Below are 19843 nucleotides of genomic sequence, written 5' to 3'. Positions count from 1 at the left end.
AACCTACCTTCTGGGGTCGAATGCCTCACGCAAGGCATCGCCGATGAACACCAGCAGCGACAAGATCAGTGCCAGTGCGAAGAACGCGGTAAAGCCCAGCCATGGCGCTTCCAGGTGCTGCTTGCCCTGGGTCACCAGCTCGCCCAGCGAAGCGCTCCCGGCCGGCATGCCGAAGCCGAGAAAATCCAGCGCCGTCAGGGTGGTGATGGCCCCGGTGAGCATGAACGGTACGAAGGTCATCGTCGCATTCATCGCATTGGGCAGCACATGGCGCAGCATCACTTGCGTATCCGGCAAGCCGAGGGCCCGCGCCGCCTTGACGTACTCCAGGTTGCGCCCGCGCAGGAACTCGGCGCGCACCACATCGACCAGGGTCAACCAGGAGAACAGCGCCATGATCCCCAGCAACCACCAGAAGTCCGGCTCGACGAAGCCACTGAGGATGATCAGCAGGTACAGCACCGGCAACCCCGACCACACCTCCAGCAAGCGTTGCCCGACGAGGTCGACCCAGCCGCCGTGATAGCCCTGCAAGGCACCTGCGCCAACCCCGATCAGCACGCTGACCACGGTCAGGGCAAAGGCGAACAGCAGCGAGGTGCGGGTGCCATACAGCACTCGGGCCAGTACGTCGCGCCCCTGGTCGTCGGTGCCCAGCCAGTTGTTCAGGCTCGGCGGACTGGGTGTGGGCACCTGCAGGTCGTAGTTGGGCGTGTCGGCGCTGAACGGGATCGGCGCGAACAGCATCCAGCCGCCCTGGCTTTCGATCAGCTGGCGTACATAGGCGCTGCGGTAATCCGGCTGGAACGGCAGTTGGCCGCCGAACTGCTGCTCGGTGTAGCGTTTGAGCGCCGGCACGTAGAGTTCGCCCTTGTACCCCAGCAGCAGTGGTTTGTCGTTGGCCACCAGTTCGGCGCCCAGGCTCAGCAGCAACAGCCCGGCGAACAGCCACAGCGACACCCAGCCCAGGCGGTTGCGGCGAAAGCGCTGCAGGCGGCGACGGGAAACCGGCGACAGCATCAGTGCGCCCTCGTGTCGAAGTCGATGCGCGGGTCGAGCACGGTGAAGGCCAGGTCGCCGATCAGGCGGAACAGCAGGCCGGCGAGGGTGAAGATGAACAGCGTGCCGAACACCACCGGGTAGTCGCGCGATACGGCGGCCTCATAGCTCATGCGCCCCAGCCCATCGAGGGAGAAGATCACCTCGATCAGCAGGGACCCGGCGAAAAACACCGTGATCAGCGCCTGGGGCAGGCCGGCCAGCACCAGCAGCATGGCGTTGCGCAGCACGTGGCCATAGAGCACCCGGCGCTCGCTCAGGCCCTTGGCCCGGGCCGTGACCACATACTGGCGGGAGATCTCGTCGAGAAAGGCATTCTTGGTCAACAGCGTCAGGGTGGCGAAGCCGCCGATCACCAGCGCCCCGACCGGCAGTACCAGGTGCCAGAAATAGTCGGCCAGCTTGCCCAGCAGGCTCAACTGGTCGAAGTCGTCGGACATCAGGCCGCGCACCGGGAACCAGTTCAGCGAGGTGCCGCCGGCGAACAGCACGATCAGCAGCAGGGCGAACAGGAACGAGGGCAGGGCATAGCCGACCACGATCAGCGCGCTGCTCCAGGCATCGAAGCGGCTGCCATGGTGCACTGCCTTGCGGATGCCCAGGGGGATCGACACCAGGTAGGTGATCAGCGTCGCCCAGAAGCCCAGGGACAAGGTCACCGGCAGTTTGTCGAGGATCAGCTCGGTGACCTTGGCGCCGCGGAAGAAGCTCTGGCCGAAGTCCAGCCGTGCATACTGGCCGAGCATCAGCCACAGGCGCTCCGGGGCGGTCTTGTCGAAACCGTACTGGCGCTTGATCTCCTCGATCAGCTTCGGGTCCAGGCCACGGGTGGCGCGGGATTCGCCGTGCACCACCTCGGCCCGCGAACCGGGCGCGCCAGCCCCGATGCCTTGCAGGCGCGCGACCGCCTGCTCGACCGGGCCACCCGGGGCGGCCTGGACGATGGCGAAGTTGACCAGCAGGATCGCCAGCAGTGTCGGGATGATCAGCAGCAGGCGGCGCAGGATATAGGTGGTCATGGCTGGGCCTTCAGGCGCTCGGCCATCTGTGGGTTGGTCAGCGCAGTCGGGCTGACTTCCCACCAGCTGTCCAGGCCTTCGTCATAGGCCGGCTGGACTTTCGGCAGACCGAAGCGGTTCCACCAGACGGTCGAGCTGCCAGGCGGGTAATAGTTGGGGATCCAGTAATAGTTCCATTGCAGCACCCGGTCCAGGGCATGGGCGTGGCTGAGCATGCCGGCCTGGGTATCGGCGCGCACCAGGCCGTCGATCAGTTGGTCCACCGCCGGGTCCTTGAGCACCATCAGGTTGTTCGAACCGGGGTCGTTGGCAGCGGCCGAGCCGAAATAGTTGTACAGCTCGGCGCCGGGCGACAGGGTGACCGGGTAGCCGGTGACGACCATGTCGTAGTCGCGGGCCATCAGGCGATTGACGTATTGGGCCGAGTCGACGTTGCGGATGTTCAGGGTGATGCCGATCTGCGCCAGGTTGCGTTTCCACGGCAGCAGCAAGCGTTCCATGCCGGACTGGCCATTGAGGAAGGTGAATTCCAGGGCTTCGCCCCGGGGGTTGACCAGGCGGTCGCCATCGGGCTGCCAGCCGGCTTGCTGCAACAGGGCCAGCGCCCGCAACTGCTGGGGGCGAATGATCCCCGAACCGTCGGTCACCGGCGCGTGGAAGACCTGGCTGAACACCTCGTCCGGCACCTGGCCGCGCAAAGGCTCCAGCAGCTTCAGCTCATCGGCGTCCGGTGGTTCGCGAGCGGCCAGCGGGGTATTGGAGAACAGGCTCTGCTGGCGGATGTACAGGTTGCGCATCATCTGCCGGTTGCTCCATTCGAAGTCCCAGAGCAGGGCCAGCGCCTGGCGCACGCGGCGGTCCCTGAACTGCGGCCGCTCCAGGTTGAACACGAAGCCTTGGGCGACCTGGGGCTTGGCCGGGCCCAGGTGGGCGCGCTGCAGGCGACCGTCGTCGAGCTGCGCGCCGTTGTAGCCGAGGGTGTAGGCGGTGGCAGAGAACTCGCGGTTGTAGTCGTAGCCACCGCCCTTGAGCACCTGGCGGGCGACTTCGGTGTCGCCGAAGTACTCGATGCGGATGTGCTCGAAATTGTAGCGCCCGCGGTTGGCCGGCAAGTCCCGGGCCCACCAGTTCGGGTCGCGCTCGAAGGTGATGCTGCGGCCGTTGTCGATGCGCCCGATGCGGTACGGGCCACTGCCGATCGGCTTGTCGAAACCGGCGCCGTTGGCGAAGTCGCGGTTGGACCAGTCGTGCTCGGGCATCACCGGCAGGCTCGCCAGGTCCAGGGGCAGGGTGCGGCCATGTGGCTGCTTGAAGTCGAAGCGCACGCTACGCGGGCTTTCGACGGTGACGCCGGCGACATCGGCGAACTGGGTGCGGTACTTGAGGCTGCCTTCGCTCATCAGCTTGTCGAAGCTGAAGCGCACGTCTTCGGCGCGTACCGGCTTGCCGTCGGCGAAGGTCGCGCGTGGGTCGATGTCGAAGCGCAGCCAGGCATCATTCGGGCCGCGCTCCATGCGCCGGGCGATCAGGCCATAGACGCTGTAGGGCTCGTCGAACGAACGTTGCGCCAGGGGCGCGTACAGCCAGCCGTCGACTTCGGCGACGCCGGTGCCTTTGTCGATGTAGGGCAGGACATGGTCGAACTGGCCGATCTCGATGGCCGAGCGCCGCAGCAGGCCGCCCTTGGGGGCATCGGGGTTGGCGTAATCGAAGTGGCTGAAGGTGTCGGTGTAGCGGGGGGCTTCGCCGTAGACGGTGAGGGCATGGGTGGGGGCGGCTTGGGCCATGGTGCCCATGCACAAAAGCATGATCCCGCAAATGACCTGTGGGAGCGGGTTTACCCGCGAAGAGGCCAGCCCAGGCATCCTCATTGCCTGTTCGAGCCTCTTCGCGGGTAAACCCGCTCCCACAAGGGACACGATGATCAGCCGATCAGTCCTGGCGGCTGGTCACTTCCAGCAGGTGGTAGCCGAACTGGGTCTTCACCGGGCCTTGCACGGTGTTGACCGGGGCGCTGAACACCACGGTGTCGAATTCCTTGACCATCTGGCCCGGGCCGAACGAGCCCAGGTCACCGCCCTGGCGGCTGGATGGGCAGGTGGAGTTGGCCTTGGCGATTTCGGCGAAGTCGGCGCCGGCTTCGATCTGGGCTTTCAGTTCGTTGCACTTGTCTTCAGTGCTGACGAGGATGTGACGGGCGGTGGCGCGTGCCATGGGTACTGCTCCTTGGGGTGAAAAACGCCAAGCCTAGCGCACTTGATCGGGTCATGTCTCGCCAGGCTTGCTCCTGATCGTTTACAGGCGGGCTGCGGCCTCGCGCAGCAGGGTTTCGGTCGCGTCCCAGCCCAGGCAGCCGTCGGTGATCGACACGCCGTACTTCAGCGCCCCCTTGCCCAGCGCCTGGCAACCGTCGAACAGGTGCCCTTCGAGCATCACCCCGACCAGCGAGCGGTCGCCGACCAGGCGCTGGGCCAGCACGTCCTCGAACACCGCCGGCTGGCGCGCCGGGTCCTTGCCGCTGTTGGCGTGGCTGCAATCGACCATGATCCGCGCCTGCAAGCCGGCCTTGGCCAGCCCCTGGCGGGCCTGGGCGACGCTGTTGGCGTCGTAGTTCGGGCCCTTGTGACCGCCGCGCAGCACCAGGTGGGTGTCCGGGTTGCCCAGGGTCTCGATGATCGCCGGGTAGCCCTGGGCGTCCATGCCGAAGTGGCGGTGCGCTGCGGATGCGCTGCGCATGGCGTCACAGGCGATGCCCACGCCGCCGTCGGTGCCGTTCTTGAAGCCGACCGGCAGCTCCAGGCCGCTGACCATTTCCCGGTGGATCTGCGATTCGGTGGTGCGCGCACCGATGGCGGCCCAGCCCAGCAGGTCGTCGAAGTAGCCGGCGGCCATCGGCTGCAACAGTTCGGTGGCGATCGGCAGGCCGCGTTCGATCATGCTCAGCATCAAGCCACGGGAGAGGGCGATGCCGGCGTGCATGTCGTCGCTGCCGTCCAGGTGCGGGTCGTAGGCCAGGCCTTTCCAGCCCACCGTGGTGCGGGGTTTTTCCACGTAGGCGCGCATCACCAGCAGCAGCTTGTCGTCGACTTCACGGCTCAGGGCGGCGAGGCGGTCGGCGTATTCCAGGGCCGAGCGCGGGTCGTGGATCGAGCACGGGCCGACGATCACCAGCAGGCGCTCGTCGCGGCCTTCGAGGATGGCGCGGATGGCCTGGCGATGATCATGGACTTGCAGGGCGAGTTCGGCAGAAAGCGGCATCTGCTGCTTGAGCAGGTGTGGGCTGGGCAGGCGCTGGCTGACGGTGGTGTTGGCAGCGTGCGGTTGGGTCAGGGGCAGGGCGAGGTTCGAGGCTTGCATGGCGTTTTTCCCTGGGCGGACGGCGGGTTCTGGCCCGCGCGGTCGGCCCTATCGAGGTGTTCGACTATTCGTTGATTGATTGTCTGCAGCATTGCCACCTGTGAGGGACCGAACGGAGGCGGCAGGCTGGCCCGAACGGGATTGGCTAAATCGCCAGGCATAGGTGCTTGCGTAGTAATAAGTGGCGTAGTTCATGAATCTGTCCTCGGTAAGAATCGGTAAAGTGCTGTGGCCTGAAAAGCAAAACCCCCGGTCGGGGAGCCGACCGGGGGTTTGAGTATTCTCATGTTCGGCGGCCCCTCGAAGGTGGGCGCCGGGTGGGTAATCGGCGCCTAGTGGCTAAACCAATACCCAAAATAAAAGCCTGCAGCCGCCTGACGACCGGCAACGGCCCGCACAGGGCGCAGGCTGCGACCGGTGTGGTTGGCGTGGTTGCGGGTGTGTTTCGGCATGTTGCTCTCCAGTGAATGAGCCCGAGCTTACTTCAGCCGGTGGGCACTGTTCAATGGATAAATGCTATCGCTTCGATAATTGCAGAAAACGGATAGCACTCTGCAGCCACTGGATATTGCCAGCCCAAGGCAAACCCTAACCTGACCCGGCCTGAACAATAACAATTGGAGACCCTGGCCATGTCCCTGGGATTCGACTACCTCAATGCCATGCTCGAGGACGATCGCGAAACGGGCGTCTATCGCTGCAAACGCGAAATGTTCACCGACCCGCGCCTGTTCGATCTGGAGATGCAACACATCTTCGAGGGCAACTGGATCTACCTGGCCCATGAAAGCCAGATCCCGGAAAAAAACGACTTCCTCAGCCTGACCATGGGGCGCCAGCCGATCTTCATCGCGCGCAACAAGGACGGCGAACTCAATGCCTTTCTCAATGCCTGCAGCCACCGCGGCGCGATGCTCTGCCGGCACAAGCGCGGCAACCGCTCCAGCTACACCTGCCCGTTCCACGGCTGGACCTTCAACAACAGCGGCAAGCTGCTCAAGGTCAAGGACCCGAGCAATGCCGGCTACCCCGACAGCTTCAACTGCGACGGCTCCCACGACCTGACCAAGGTGGCACGCTTCGAGTCGTACCGCGGCTTCCTGTTCGGTAGCCTGAACGCCGACGTCAAGCCGCTGCTGGCGCACCTGGGCGAGTCGGCGAAGATCATCGACATGATCGTCGACCAGTCCCCCGAAGGCCTGGAAGTGCTGCGTGGCGCCAGTTCCTACATCTACGAAGGCAACTGGAAGCTCACCGCCGAGAACGGCGCCGACGGCTACCACGTCAGCTCCGTGCACTGGAACTACGCCGCCACCCAGAACCAGCGCAAGCAGCGCGAGGCGGGTGACGAGATCAAGACCATGAGTGCCGGCGCCTGGGCCAAGCAAGGCGGCGGCTTCTACTCGTTCGAACACGGCCACCTGCTGCTCTGGACCCGCTGGGCCAACCCCGAGGACCGCCCGGCCTTCGAGCGCCGTGAGCAACTGGCCGCCGATTTCGGCCAGGCCCGCGCCGACTGGATGATCGAGAACTCGCGCAACCTGTGCCTGTACCCGAACGTGTACCTGATGGACCAGTTCAGCTCGCAGATCCGCATCGCCCGGCCGATTTCGGTGAACAAGACCGAAATCACCATCTACTGCATCGCACCGAAAGGCGAGAGCGCCGACGCCCGTGCCCAGCGCATCCGCCAGTACGAAGACTTCTTCAACGTCAGCGGCATGGCCACCCCGGATGACCTGGAAGAGTTCCGCTCGTGCCAGACCGGTTACGGCGGCGGCAGCGGCTGGAACGACATGTCCCGCGGCGCCCGGCACTGGGTCGAAGGGGCCGATGACGCCGCCCGGGACATCCAGCTCAAGCCGCTGCTGTCGGGCGTGCGCACCGAGGACGAAGGCCTGTTCGTGCTGCAGCACAAGTACTGGCAGGACACCCTGCTCAAGGCCCTCGAACAACAGACCCCGTTGATCCCCGTGGAGGCCGTGCCATGAGCCTGCATGACACCGTGCGCGACTTTCTCTACCGCGAGGCGCGCTACCTGGACGACGCCCAGTGGGACCAGTGGCTGGAGCTGTACGCCAGCGACGCGACCTTCTGGATGCCGTCCTGGGACGATGACGACACCCTCACCGAAGACCCCCAGAGCGAGATCTCGCTGATCTGGTACGGCAACCGCGGCGGCCTCGAGGACCGCGTGTTCCGCATCAAGACCGAGCGCTCCAGTGCGACCGTGCCGGACACCCGCACATCGCACAACATCAGCAACATCGAGATCGTCGAACAGGGCGAGGACAGCTGCCAGGTGCGGTTCAACTGGCACACCCTGAGCTTTCGCTACAAGACCACCGACAGCTACTTCGGCAGCAGCTTCTACAGCCTCGACCTGCGCGGCGGGCAGCCGCTGATCAAGGCCAAGAAGGTGGTGCTGAAGAACGACTACGTGCGTCAGGTCATCGACATCTACCACATCTGATCCGAGGTAACGCGAGCCGCTCGGTGCGCCCAAAGGGGTGCGCTGCGGCCAGGCTCGCCCGCGAGGTGCAACATGAGCTTCCAGATCGCGCTTAATTTCGAAGACGGGGTGACCCGCTTCATCGAGGCCAGCGGCCATGAAACCGTGGCCGACGCCGCCTACCGCCAAGGCATCAACATCCCGCTGGACTGCCGCGACGGCGCTTGCGGCACCTGCAAGTGCAAGGCCGAATCCGGGCGCTACGACCTGGGCGACAACTTCATCGAAGACGCCCTGAGCGAGGACGAAATCGCCGAAGGCTACGTGCTGACCTGCCAGATGCGTGCCGAGAGCGACTGCGTGGTACGCATCCCGGCCTCGTCGCAACTGTGCAAGACCGAGCAGGCCAGCTTCGAGGCGGCCATCAGCGCCGTGCGGCAACTGTCGGCCAGCACCATTGCCTTGTCGATCAAGGGCGAGGCGCTGAGCCGCCTGGCCTTCCTGCCGGGGCAGTACGTCAACCTCAAGGTGCCGGGCAGCGACCAGAGCCGCGCCTACTCCTTCAGCTCGCTGCCGAAGGACGGCGAAGTCAGCTTCCTGATCCGCAATGTGCCGGGCGGCCTGATGAGCAGCTTCCTCACTGGTCTGGCCAAGGCCGGCGACAGCATGAGCCTGGCCGGCCCGTTGGGCAGCTTCTACCTGCGGCCGATCCAGCGTCCGCTGTTGCTGCTGGCCGGCGGCACCGGCCTGGCGCCGTTCACGGCGATGCTGGAGAAGGTCGCCGAGCAGGGCAGCGAGCACCCGCTGCACCTGATCTACGGGGTCACCAACGACTTCGACCTGGTCGAGCTCGACCGCTTGCAGGCACTGGCCGCGCGCATTCCCAACTTCACCTTCAGCGCCTGCGTGGCCAACCCCGACAGCCAGCACCCGCAGAAGGGCTACGTGACCCAGCACATCGAACCTGTGCACCTGAACGAGGGCGATGTGGATGTGTACCTGTGCGGGCCACCGCCGATGGTCGATGCGGTGAGCCAGTACCTGCGCGAGCAAGGCATTGTCCCGGCGAACTTCTATTACGAGAAGTTCGCGGCGGCGGCCTGAGACTCCTTGAGGCTTTCAATTCCGAAGACAACACCGCCCCCTGTGGGAGCGGGTTTACCCGCGAAGAGGCCAGCAGGTCCAGCGGCGGTGTCCGGTCTGACGCATTCGCGGGTAAACCCGCTCCCACAGTGTCGGGCGCAGAAGCGGAGATAGATGATGAACAACAGATTTCAAGGCAAGGTCGCACTGGTCACCGGCGCCGCCCAGGGCATCGGCCGTGGCGTGTGCTGGCGGCTCAAGGCCGAAGGCGCGCAGGTGGTGGCGGTGGACCGCTCCGAACTGGTCCACGAATTGGCCGGGGAGGGCATGCTGACCCTCACCGCCGACCTCGAACTGCACGACGAGTGCGCCCGGGTCATGGCCACCGCGGTGCAAACCTTCGGCCGCCTCGACATCCTCGTCAACAACGTCGGCGGCACCATCTGGGCCAAGCCGTTCGAGCACTACGAAGTCGCGCAGATCGAAGCCGAAGTGCGCCGCTCGCTGTTCCCCACCCTGTGGTGCTGCCACGCCGCGCTGCCGTACATGCTCGAACGCGGCCAGGGCGCCATCGTCAACGTCTCGTCGATCGCCACCCGCGGCATCAACCGCGTGCCTTACGGCGCGGCCAAGGGCGGCGTCAACGCCCTCACGGCTTGCCTGGCCTTCGAAACCGCCGGCCGTGGCATCCGCGTCAACGCCACCGCCCCCGGCGGCACCGAGGCGCCACCTCGCCGCGTGCCGCGCAACACCGACGCGCAGAGCGAGCAGGACCAGGCCTGGTACCAGCAGATCGTCGACCAGACCCTCGACAGCAGCCTGATGCACCGCTACGGCAGCATCGACGAACAGGTCGGCGCCATTCTTTTCCTGGCCTCCGACGAGGCCTCCTACATCACCGGCGTGACCCTGCCGGTGGGCGGTGGCGACCTCGGCTGAGGGCCATCCCTGCCGGCGCCGCTTCTCTGCACGACTGAACTGGAGCTTTTCATGACAAGCCCGACCATCGAACGGCTGGACGCGCTGATCGTCGACCTGCCGACCATTCGCCCGCACAAGCTGGCCATGCACACGATGCAGCAGCAGACCCTGGTGGTGCTGCGCCTGCGCTGCAGCGACGGCGTCGAGGGCATCGGCGAGGCCACCACCATTGGCGGCCTGGCCTACGGCTACGAGAGCCCCGAGGGCATCAAGGCCAACCTCGACACGCACCTGGCGCCGGCGCTGATCGGCATGCCCGCCGACAACATCAATGCCGCCATGCTCAAGCTCGACAAGCTGGCCAAGGGCAACACCTTCGCCAAGTCCGGCATCGAGAGCGCCTTGCTCGACGCCCAGGGCAAGCGCCTGGGCCTGGCGGTCAGCGAGCTGCTCGGTGGCCGCGTGCGCGACAGCCTGGAAGTGGCCTGGACCCTGGCCAGCGGCGACACCGCCCGCGACATCGCCGAAGCCGAACACATGCTGGAGGCCCGCCGGCACCGGGTGTTCAAGCTGAAGATCGGCGCCAACCCGCTGGAGCAGGACCTGAAACACGTGGTGGCGATCAAGCGCGAACTGGGCGAGCGCGCCAGCGTGCGGGTCGACGTCAACCAGTACTGGGATGAATCGCAAGCCATCCGCGCCTGCCAGGTGCTGGGCGACAACGGCATCGACCTGATCGAACAGCCGATCTCGCGCATCAACCGCGCCGGCCAGGTGCGCCTGAACCAGCGCAGCCCGGCGCCGATCATGGCCGACGAGTCGATCGAGAGCGTCGAGGATGCCTTCAGCCTGGCGGCGGACGGCGCCGCCAGCATCTTCGCCCTGAAGATCGCCAAGAACGGTGGCCCACGCGCCGTGCTGCGCACCGCGCAGATCGCCGAGGCTGCCGGCATCGCGCTGTACGGCGGGACCATGCTCGAAGGCTCGATCGGCACCCTGGCCTCGGCCCATGCCTTCCTCACCCTGCGCCAGCTGACCTGGGGCACCGAACTGTTCGGCCCGCTGCTGCTGACCGAAGAAATCGTCAACGAGCCGCCGCAGTACCGCGATTTCGAGCTGCACGTCCCGCGCACCCCAGGCCTGGGCCTGACCCTGGACGAACACCGCCTGGCGCGTTTCACCCGCCACTGAAACCACGGGCTGAAGGAAGACACAGCCCCTGTGGGAGCGGCTTTAGCCGCGAAGCAGGCGACGCGATGGATGGCACGGGCTTCGCCCGTGTTCGCGGGTAAACCCGCTCCCACATTAACCGTGCCAGCCTTTGAACATTCTGCAAGACAGGAGAAACACCATGCTGTTCCACGTGAAGATGACCGTGAAGCTGCCGGTCGATATGGACCCGGCCAAGGCCAGCCAACTCAAGGCCGACGAAAAGCAACTGGCCCAGCGCCTGCAGCGCGAGGGCAGCTGGCGCCACCTCTGGCGTATTGCCGGGCACTACGCCAACTACAGCGTGTTCGACCTGCCCAGCGTCGAGGCACTGCACGACACGCTGATGCAGCTGCCGCTGTTCCCGTACATGGACATCGAGGTCGACGGCCTGTGCCGCCACCCCTCGTCGATCCACAGCGACGATCGCTAATTCGCAACTTCGCACAAGAACAAGACGAGGAAACCCATCATGACCGTGAAAATTTCCCACACTGCCGACATTCAGACGTTTTTCCAGCAAGCCGCCGGTTTCGGCAACGATGAGGGCAGCCCGCGCCTGAAGTGCATCATCCAGCGTGTGCTGCAGGACACCGCGCGCCTGATCGAAGACCTGGAAATCACCGAGGACGAGTTCTGGCACGCCGTCGACTACCTCAACCGCCTCGGCGGGCGTGGCGAGGCCGGGCTGCTGGTGGCGGGCCTTGGCGTCGAGCACTTCCTCGACCTGCTACAGGACGCCAAGGATGCCCAGGCCGGCCTCACCGGGGGCACCCCGCGCACCATCGAAGGCCCGCTTTACGTGGCTGGCGCGCCACTGACCCAGGGTGAAGCGCGCATGGACGACGGCAGCGAGCAGGGCGTGGCCACGGCGATGTACCTCGAAGGCCAGGTGTTCGGCCCACAGGGCCAGCCGCTGGCGGGTGCCACGGTCGACCTGTGGCATGCCAATTCCCGCGGCACCTATTCGTTCTTCGACCCGAGCCAGTCCGAATACAACCTGCGCCGGCGCATCGTCACCGACGCCGAAGGCCGTTACCGGGCGCGTTCGATCGTGCCGTCCGGCTACGGCTGCGACCCGCAGGGGCCGACCCAGGAATGCCTGGACCTGCTCGGCCGCCACGGCCAGCGTCCGGCGCACGTGCACTTCTTCATCTCGGCGCCGGGGCATCGGCACCTGACCACGCAGATCAACCTGTCGGGCGACAAATACCTGTGGGATGACTTTGCCTACGCCACGCGCGATGGGCTGGTGGGCGAGGTGGTGTTCCATGAGGGCGCCAATGGTCGCCATGCCGAGCTGAAGTTCGACTTCCAGCTGCAGAAGGCCCAGGCCAGCGAGGACGAACAACGCAGCAGCAGGCCTCGGGCCTTGCAGGAGGCCTGATCCACCAGACTGAGCCCGACGCGGTCTCTGTGGGAGCGGGTTTACCCGCGAAGAGGCCAGTACAGGTGTTGTCACACTCCAGTGTTTGCACCTTGCGGCCTGACAGGGTTAGGTTTCCACCATTGCCTCCAGGAAGCCCAGCCGTGGACTCGATCACCCAAGCCGTACTTGGCGCCGCCCTCCAGGGCACGGTACTCGGCCGTATCCAGGGCCGCCGTTCACTGCTCTACGGCGCTGCCCTGGGTACCGTGCCGGACCTGGACGTGGTGATCCGCTACGCCGACCCGGTGTCGCAGATGACCTATCATCGTGGCTTTTCCCATTCCCTCTTCGTGCTGACCGGCCTGGCCTTGCTGCTCGCCTGGCTGGTCAACACGCTGGCCCGAAGGCGCTGGCCCGACCAGGGCTACACGCTGCCACGCCTGTTCCTGGCGTTCTGGCTGGTGCTGGTGACCCACCCGATCCTGGATGCCTTCACGGTCTATGGCACCCAACTGTTCTGGCCCCTGCACTTCACCCCGCTGAGCTGGGCGGCGGTGTTCATCATCGACCCGGTCTACACCGTGCCACTGCTGGCGGCTGTGCTGTACGCGGCCTTCAAGGGCTTGAAGGGCAGGGCCTTTACGGTGTTGGGCCTGGCACTGGCATTCAGCACCGCCTACCTGGGCTTCGGCCTGGCTGGGCGCATGGCGGCGGAGCAGCGCTTCGAGTCGGCCCTCCAACAGCAAGGCATCCACCCCAGCGAAGTGCGCGCCGTGCCCATCGCCTTCAACAGCCTGGTCTGGCGGGTGCTGGCCAAGACCCCGGACGGCTACTACTACGAGGGTATCAGCAGCACCTTCGACCGTGACCCACCGGAAATGCAGCGCCTGCCGCTGAACCTGGAGGCGGGCAAGGCGGTGCAGGATGCACCGTTGCTCCAGCGCCTGCGCTGGTTCACCGGTGACTGGCTGCGCTACGACGTGGTGGGCGACCAGTTGGTGGTCACCGACCTGCGCATGGGCATCCCCGGCAACTACACGTTCCGCTTCAACATGGCCCATCGCGATGACCAGGGGCAGTGGCGGGCCGACACGCCCACGCGCTGGACGGGGCCGGGCGTCGGCGCAATGTTCAACGGCGCTGACCTGGTGCTGATCTGGCGGCGCATTCTCGACCAGCGGCCGCCGTTGCCACTGGCCAGCTGGACCGAGCGCTGAATGCCTGCCCTTGCAATACCGGGATTCGTACCCATCTAAGCCGGTCTTCAGTTTGCCCAGGAACCTGCCATGGAACCCAACCGCTTCGGCGACATCGCCGCCTTCGTCAGCGCCGTGAAGGCCGGCAGCTTCACCGCCGCGGCAGCCAGCCTGGGCCTGACCCGCTCGGCGGTGGGCAAGAGCATCGCCCGCCTGGAAGCGCGCATGGCGGTGCGCCTGCTCAACCGTACCACGCGCAAGCTGAGCCTGACCGACGAAGGGCTGGTGGCCTTCGAGCGCTGGCGGCAGATCCTCGACGACCTGGACGAGGTGGAAAGCACCATGGCCCTGCGCCGTGGCAAGCCGACCGGCACCTTGCGCCTGACTGCGCCGCTGTCGTTGGGCCAGCGCCATGTGCTGCCGATTCTCGATGACTACCTCAAGCAGTGGCCGGAGCTGCGCGCCGACATTCGCTTCACCGACCGCTTCGTCGACCTGGTCGAGGAGGGCATCGACGTTGCCGTGCGTATCGGTGCCCCCAAGGAAGACTCGCAATTGCTGACCCGCACGGTCGCCTGGCAGCAGTTCGTCACCTGCGCATCGCCCGAGTACCTGCGCCTGCACGGGGTACCCCAGGTGCCGGCGGACCTCTATGGCCACGACAAGATCGCCTTCCTGACCGGCGAGAAGTCCATGCCCTGGCGTTTCCACAGCGCCGAAGGGCTGCACCTGTGCGAGGAGCCAGGGCGCCTGAACATCGACAGTTCCGAGGCCATGCTCGACGGCGCGCGGGCCGGCTTCGGCCTGATTCACCTGCCCACCTACATCACCGGCGACGACCTGCGCGCCGGTACCTTGCAGGAGGTGCTGCAGGATTACCGCCCCCCGGCGGATCCGATTCGTGTGGTCTACCCGAGCAAGCGGCACCTGTCGCCGCGGGTACGCGGGTTCATCGACCTGCTGGTGGCCACCTGGGAGCAAGGCGTGCCCTGGGAAGACTGACCGGGACGTCCAGGCAAATCCCGCCACGGTAGGGCAGATGGAGCACAGGCGGTACTGGCAAAATTGCCAGGGCTGCCTTTTAATTGAATGGCTGACTCCAATAGGACGTGGAACCTGTCATTCGCCAGGTCACATGGGGGGTCAGTCAACTGCAGCAGGCTGCCAGCGAACGAGGATTCAACGCATGTCCAACAGACAGACCGGAACTGTTAAATGGTTCAATGACGAGAAAGGCTTTGGCTTCATTACCCCGGACGGTGGTGGTGATGACCTGTTCGTTCATTTCAAGGCAATCGAGTCGGACGGCTTCAAATCGTTGAAAGAAGGCCAGAAGGTGAGCTTCGTTGCCGAGAAGGGACAGAAAGGGATGCAGGCCGCCCAGGTGAAAACCGATTGAACCCGAGCGTCAGCGATTGAAAAAGGGGGCCGTTCGCCGCCCCCTTTTCTATTCTGCCTGGCCGTGGGTCATGCCCGTTGCAGGAACGGGTAGTCCGTATAGCCTTCGGGCCCGTTGGCGTAGTCGAACTGCGCCCGGTGCGGGTTCAATGGCGCCTGCAGGCGCAAGCGCTCCACCAGGTCCGGGTTGGCAATGTAGCTGCGCCCGAACGCCACCGCATCGATCAGGCCCCGACCGATCAGGTCTTCGCCTTTTTCCGCAGTGTAGGCACCTGCGGCAATGATCACGCCCGGGTACGCCGCACGAATCTGTTCACGGAATGCATCGCGCAGCGGCTTGCCGCCTGCCCAGTCCGGCTCGGACAGGTGCAGGTAGGCCAGGTTGCGCTTGGCCAGTTCCTTGATCAGGTACAGGCCTGCGGCTTCCTGGTCTTCGCCGTTGTCCACGCCATTGAAGCCACCCAGCGGGAACACGCGAATGCCCACGCGCTCGGCGCTCCAGTTGGCAATCGCGGCATCCACCGCTTCGAGGACGATACGGGCACGGTTCTCGACGCTGCCGCCGTAGCGGTCTTCGCGCTGGTTGGCGCTCGGGGTGAGGAACTGGTGCAGCAGGTAGCCGTGGGCGGCATGCAGTTCGATGAAGTCGAAACCGGCTTCGCGGGCGTTGACTGCCGCCTGGCCGAAGTCGGCGACGATGGTGGCGATTTCGTCTTCGCTCAGGGCGCGCGGGGTGGAGGTTTCCACGCGCATCAGGTTGCCTTGCCCGTCACGCAGGGTGGTGCGGGCATTGGCGGGCAGCGCAGACGGCGCGACCGGCGCCGCGCCATCGGGTTGCAGCGAGGTGTGCGACACCCGGCCGGTATGCCAGACCTGCACCGCGCTGTGGCCGCCGTCGGCATGGATGCCTGCGTTGACCGCTTTCCAGGCGGCGATCTGTTCGGCGCTGTGGATGCCCGGCGAACCCGAGTAACCCTTGGCCTGGAAGGAAATCTGCGTGGCTTCGGTGATGATCAGGCCGGCGCTGGCGCGCTGGCGGTAGTACTCGGCCATCATCGGCGTCGGCACGTCGCCCGGTTCCAGGCTGCGCAGGCGGGTGAGGGGGGCCATGAACACGCGGTTGGGCAGGGTCAGGGGGCCGATCTGCAAGGGTTGCAAGAGTTTCATTGCTGCTCCAGAGGTGGAAAACCAATGGCGCGAACGATACTCGGAAGATTGGGGAAAGGGGGGACCGGGACCCCGGCGTAGAGCTCCCCAATGGGGTTTGCCTGATCTGGCCTCTTCGCGGCTGCAGGAGCGGCTTTAGCCGCGAAGAGGCCAGGACAGGAGAACATTCAGCGCCGGGCGACACGCCCACTGACAAAATGCGCCACATCATTGAAGCCCGGCGTCGACGCATGCCCCGGCGTCACCAGCGAATCGACGAATGCTTCGTCCTCTGCCGTGATCTTCACCTCCAGCGCCCCACCATAGGTATCCCACTGCGCCTCGGTGCGCGGCCCGACGATGGCCGAACTCACCAGCTGGCTGTTGAGCACCCAGGCGATGGCGAACTCCACCAGCCCCACGCCCTTGGCCTGCACGTAGTCCTGCAACTGCCGGGCAATGGCCAGCGACTCCTGGCGCCATTCCACTTCCAAGATGCGCTTGTCCTGCCGCGCGGCGCGGCTGCCGGCTTCAGGTGTCGCCCCGGGTGCGTACTTGCCACTGAGCACGCCCCGGGCCAGCGGGCTGAACGGCACCACGCCCAACCCGTGGTACGCCGCTGCCGTCAGCTGTTCGGGCTCGGCCTGGCGGTTGACGATGTTGTACAGCGGCTGGCTCACCACCGGCTTGGCCACGCCCAGGCGCTCGGCGACGTGGCAGATCTCGGCGATGCGCCAGCCGCGGTAGTTGGACACGCCCCAGTAGCGGATCTTGCCCTGCTGCAGCAGGTCACCCATGGCCCGCACGGTTTCCTCCAGCGGCACCTTGTGGTCCTCGCGGTGCAGGTAATAGAGGTCCAGGTAGTCCAGGCGCATGCGTGTCAGGCTGGCATCGATGCCGTTGAAGATGTGCTTGCGCGACAGCCCGCTGCGGTTGGGCAGGCCATCGGTTGCGCCCATGCCGACCTTGGAGGCGACAACCCAGTCCTGGCGATGGCGGGCTACCGCTTCTCCGACGATTTCTTCCGAACGCCCGGCGTTGTACACGTCGGCGGTGTCGATGAAGTTGATGCCCTGGTCCCAGGCCTTGTCGATGATCCGCAATGCATCTTCGGTGCCGGTCTGCTCGCCGAACATCATACTGCCCAGGGTCAGGGCGGAGACTTGCAGGCCGGATTGGCCAAGGGGACGGTAGATCATGCCGGGTGTCCTTCGCGGGGAGTGATCGGCTTGTTTTACACACAACCGCCGGGCTTTGAAAGGCTGGCACAGGTGTGTCAGGGCTGCGCCAGCTGTGTCGCCCCTGCGCCAGCCATGGCCTCGCCGCGGTTTCTCTCGCCTTGAGCCCGGAGCGCTCTACTTCGGGGGTTGCATGAAACTTTCAGGACGCTGGCACAGCCGTTGCTCTGTCCTTGCCCGACGCCTGCCGCGGTGTCGCCATAACAAGAACGGAGAACCGAGCATGAACCGAACCGGCCCGCACCGCCTTTTCTTCCACTGCCTGACGCTGGCCCTGGCCTGCAGCACGCCGGCCTTCGCCGCCGAGGTCGATGGCCAGCGCATCATCGATGCCGACAAGGAACCCGGCAACTGGATGAGCCATGGCCGTACCTACGACGAGCAACGCTACAGCCCGCTCAAAGGGATCGACCAGCACAACGTCAACCAGCTCGGCCTGGCCTGGAGCTACAAGCTCGACCTTGACCGTGGGGTGGAAGCCACGCCGATCGTGGTCGACGGGGTGATGTACACCACCGGGCCGTTCTCGGTGGTCTACGCCCTGGACGCACGCAACGGCAAGCTGCTGTGGAAGTACGACCCGCAATCGGACCGCCAGCGCGCCGGCGAGGCCTGTTGCGATGCGGTCAACCGCGGCGTGGCGGTGTGGCAGGGCAAGGTCTATGTCGGCGTGCTCGACGGCCGCCTGGAGGCCATCGATGCCAAGACCGGCCAGCGCGTCTGGTCGGTGGATACCCGCGACGACCACAAACGCAGCTACACCATCACCGGCGCCCCCCGGGTGGTGAACGGCAAGGTCATCATCGGCAACGGCGGTGCCGAGTTCGGCGTGCGCGGCTACGTGACGGCCTACGATGCCGAGACCGGCAAGCAGGCCTGGCGCTTCTTCACCGTGCCGGGCGACCCGAAGCTGCCGCCGGAAAACAAGGCCATGGCCATCGCCGCCAAGACCTGGCACGGCGATGCCTTCGTCGAGTGGGGCGGTGGCGGCACGGCCTGGGACTCGTTCGCCTACGACCCCGAGCTGAACCTGCTGTACATCGGCGTCGGCAATGGCTCGATGTGGGACCCGAAATGGCGCAGCCAGGCCAAGGGCGACAACCTGTTCCTGTCGTCGATCGTCGCGGTCGACGCCGACACCGGCGAATACGCCTGGCACTACCAGACCACTCCAGGCGATGCCTGGGATTTCACCGCCACCCAGCACATGATCCTGGCCGAGCTGCCGATCGACGGCAAGCCGCGCAAGGTACTGATGCAGGCGCCGAAGAACGGCTTCTTCTACGTGCTCGACCGCGCCACCGGCGAGTTGCTGTCGGCGAAGAACATCGTGCCGGTGAACTGGGCCAAGGGCATCGACATGAAGACCGGCCGGCCGATCCTCGACGAGGACGCGGCGGCCTACTGGAAGGACGACAAGCGCCGCCTGGTGACCCCGGCGTTCTGGGGCGCCCATGACTGGCACCCGATGTCCTACAACCCGCAGACCGGGTTGGTGTATATCCCGGCGCACATCATGTCGGCCTACTACCAGCACATTCCCGAGGCGCCGAAGCGTAACCCGTTCAAGAGCGTCTACCAGCTGGGCCTGCGCACCGGGATGATGCCCGAAGGCGCCGACGGCTTGCTGGAAATGGCCAAGACCTGGTCCGGCAAGCTGATCGCCTGGGACCCGGTGAAACAGGCGCCGGCCTGGGAAGTCCCGTACATCACCATTTTCAACGGCGGCACCCTGAGCACCGCCGGCAATCTGGTGTTCGAGGGCAGCGCCGATGGCCGGGTGATCGCCTATGCCGCCGACTCGGGCAAGAAGCTCTGGGAGTCGCCCGCGGCCAGCGGCGTGATGGCGGCACCGATCACCTACTCGGTGGACGGCGAGCAGTACGTGACCTTCATGGCCGGCTGGGGCGGGGCGTTCTCCACCTTCGCCGGCGCCTTGTCGCTGCGTGCCGGGGTGCAGCCGTTCTCCCAGGTCCTGACCTACAAGCTCGGCGGCACCGCCAAGCTGCGTGAGCCGGCGCCACCGGCCAACGCACCGGAACCACCCGCGCTGACCGCCGATGCGCAGACCGTCGCCGCCGGCGCTGCGCTGTACGACGGCAACTGCTCGCAATGCCACGGCATCCACGCGGTCAGTGGTGGCGTGCTGCCGGACCTGCGCAAGCTCACTGCCGAAAAGCACCAGATGTTCCTCGGCATCCTCTACGGCGGCCGGGTGCCGGACGGCATGCCGTCGTTTGCCGACAACCTCAAGCCCGAGCAGGTCGAGCAGGTGCACCAGTACCTGATCAAGCGCGCCCACGACCTCAAGCGTGAAGGCAACGCCTGGCAGCAGTTCAGCGCCAGGCCGGCGGCCCAGCCGCCGCTGGCCGACAACCAACCACAGGAGTGACATG

The 19843-nt window shown here is 65.8% G+C and carries 18 protein-coding genes; 11 read left to right on the top strand and 7 right to left on the bottom strand.

Annotation, left to right across the window (positions count from 1 at the left end; genetic code table 11):
- Positions 1 to 3: 3 nt before the first annotated feature.
- The 5 genes from ACIP21_RS21030 to ACIP21_RS21010 form a co-directional block, all read right to left on the bottom strand.
- A complete protein-coding gene (locus ACIP21_RS21030) occupies positions 4 to 1020 on the bottom strand; it encodes an ABC transporter permease (RefSeq protein WP_400691546.1) in 1017 nt (338 codons plus the stop codon).
- Positions 1020 to 2078: a microcin C ABC transporter permease YejB gene (locus ACIP21_RS21025; RefSeq protein WP_400691543.1), complete on the bottom strand. Its 1059-nt coding sequence runs from the start codon at positions 2076 to 2078 to the stop codon at positions 1020 to 1022. The genes ACIP21_RS21030 and ACIP21_RS21025 overlap by 1 nt, the downstream gene beginning before the upstream one ends.
- Complete coding sequence (locus ACIP21_RS21020) at positions 2075 to 4003, bottom strand: extracellular solute-binding protein (RefSeq protein ID WP_400691675.1); 1929 nt, start codon at positions 4001 to 4003, stop codon at positions 2075 to 2077. The genes ACIP21_RS21025 and ACIP21_RS21020 overlap by 4 nt, the downstream gene beginning before the upstream one ends.
- A 7-nt stretch (positions 4004 to 4010) precedes the next feature.
- Positions 4011 to 4292 (bottom strand): peptidylprolyl isomerase, encoded by a 282-nt coding sequence (locus tag ACIP21_RS21015; RefSeq protein WP_400691540.1) that lies wholly within the window; start codon positions 4290 to 4292, stop codon positions 4011 to 4013.
- 81 nt (positions 4293 to 4373) lie between these two features.
- Positions 4374 to 5435, bottom strand: a complete 1062-nt coding sequence (locus ACIP21_RS21010) for a 3-deoxy-7-phosphoheptulonate synthase (protein WP_400691537.1) — start codon at positions 5433 to 5435, stop codon at positions 4374 to 4376.
- Between the two features lie 632 nt (positions 5436 to 6067).
- On the opposite strand from ACIP21_RS21010, the gene benA reads away from it, so the two are divergent.
- The 10 genes from benA (at position 6068) to ACIP21_RS20960 (ending at position 15064) form a co-directional block, all read left to right on the top strand.
- Positions 6068 to 7426 carry a benzoate 1,2-dioxygenase large subunit gene (gene benA / locus ACIP21_RS21005; protein ID WP_400691535.1) on the top strand — a complete coding sequence of 453 codons (1359 nt, stop codon included), beginning with the start codon at positions 6068 to 6070 and terminating at the stop codon, positions 7424 to 7426.
- Entirely contained in the window at positions 7423 to 7908 is a 486-nt protein-coding gene (benB, locus tag ACIP21_RS21000; protein ID WP_400691532.1) for a benzoate 1,2-dioxygenase small subunit, read from the top strand. Before benA ends, benB begins: the two co-directional genes overlap by 4 nt.
- A gap of 72 nt (positions 7909 to 7980) precedes the next feature.
- Positions 7981 to 8991 carry a benzoate 1,2-dioxygenase electron transfer component BenC gene (benC, locus tag ACIP21_RS20995; RefSeq protein WP_400691529.1) on the top strand — a complete coding sequence of 337 codons (1011 nt, stop codon included), beginning with the start codon at positions 7981 to 7983 and terminating at the stop codon, positions 8989 to 8991.
- Positions 8992 to 9147: 156 nt separating this feature from the next.
- Complete coding sequence (locus ACIP21_RS20990) at positions 9148 to 9909, top strand: 1,6-dihydroxycyclohexa-2,4-diene-1-carboxylate dehydrogenase (protein ID WP_400691527.1); 762 nt, start codon at positions 9148 to 9150, stop codon at positions 9907 to 9909.
- A 51-nt stretch (positions 9910 to 9960) separates the two neighbouring features.
- On the top strand, positions 9961 to 11082 hold the full coding sequence (locus tag ACIP21_RS20985; RefSeq protein ID WP_400691525.1) for a muconate cycloisomerase family protein: 1122 nt from the start codon (positions 9961 to 9963) through the stop codon (positions 11080 to 11082).
- A 160-nt stretch (positions 11083 to 11242) separates the two neighbouring features.
- A complete protein-coding gene (gene catC / locus ACIP21_RS20980; protein ID WP_400691522.1) occupies positions 11243 to 11533 on the top strand; it encodes a muconolactone Delta-isomerase in 291 nt (96 codons plus the stop codon).
- 39 nt (positions 11534 to 11572) lie between these two features.
- Complete coding sequence (gene catA, locus ACIP21_RS20975; RefSeq protein WP_400691519.1) at positions 11573 to 12487, top strand: catechol 1,2-dioxygenase; 915 nt, start codon at positions 11573 to 11575, stop codon at positions 12485 to 12487.
- A 143-nt stretch (positions 12488 to 12630) separates the two neighbouring features.
- Complete coding sequence (locus ACIP21_RS20970; RefSeq protein ID WP_400691517.1) at positions 12631 to 13686, top strand: metal-dependent hydrolase; 1056 nt, start codon at positions 12631 to 12633, stop codon at positions 13684 to 13686.
- Positions 13687 to 13755: 69 nt separating this feature from the next.
- Entirely contained in the window at positions 13756 to 14667 is a 912-nt protein-coding gene (locus tag ACIP21_RS20965) for a LysR substrate-binding domain-containing protein (protein WP_400691514.1), read from the top strand.
- Between the two features lie 184 nt (positions 14668 to 14851).
- On the top strand, positions 14852 to 15064 hold the full coding sequence (locus tag ACIP21_RS20960) for a cold-shock protein (protein ID WP_400691511.1): 213 nt from the start codon (positions 14852 to 14854) through the stop codon (positions 15062 to 15064).
- Between the two features lie 68 nt (positions 15065 to 15132).
- On the opposite strand, the gene ACIP21_RS20955 is transcribed toward ACIP21_RS20960, so the two are convergent.
- Together ACIP21_RS20955 and ACIP21_RS20950 are read right to left on the bottom strand one after the other, a co-directional pair.
- A complete protein-coding gene (locus tag ACIP21_RS20955) occupies positions 15133 to 16230 on the bottom strand; it encodes an alkene reductase (RefSeq protein WP_400691508.1) in 1098 nt (365 codons plus the stop codon).
- 167 nt (positions 16231 to 16397) lie between these two features.
- Complete coding sequence (locus ACIP21_RS20950) at positions 16398 to 17408, bottom strand: aldo/keto reductase (RefSeq protein WP_400691505.1); 1011 nt, start codon at positions 17406 to 17408, stop codon at positions 16398 to 16400.
- A 262-nt stretch (positions 17409 to 17670) separates the two neighbouring features.
- Between ACIP21_RS20950 and ACIP21_RS20945 the strand changes: the two genes are divergently transcribed.
- Positions 17671 to 19839 (top strand): PQQ-dependent dehydrogenase, methanol/ethanol family, encoded by a 2169-nt coding sequence (locus tag ACIP21_RS20945; RefSeq protein ID WP_400691502.1) that lies wholly within the window; start codon positions 17671 to 17673, stop codon positions 19837 to 19839.
- The last annotated feature ends 4 nt before the right edge of the window (positions 19840 to 19843 follow it).

It is taken from the genome of Pseudomonas sp. NPDC089401, assembly GCF_044749485.1.
Taxonomy (GTDB): Bacteria; Pseudomonadota; Gammaproteobacteria; order Pseudomonadales; family Pseudomonadaceae; genus Aquipseudomonas.
The sequence above is the reverse complement of the archived record's forward strand: the minus strand, read 5'-3'. Positions and strand labels throughout refer to the sequence as shown.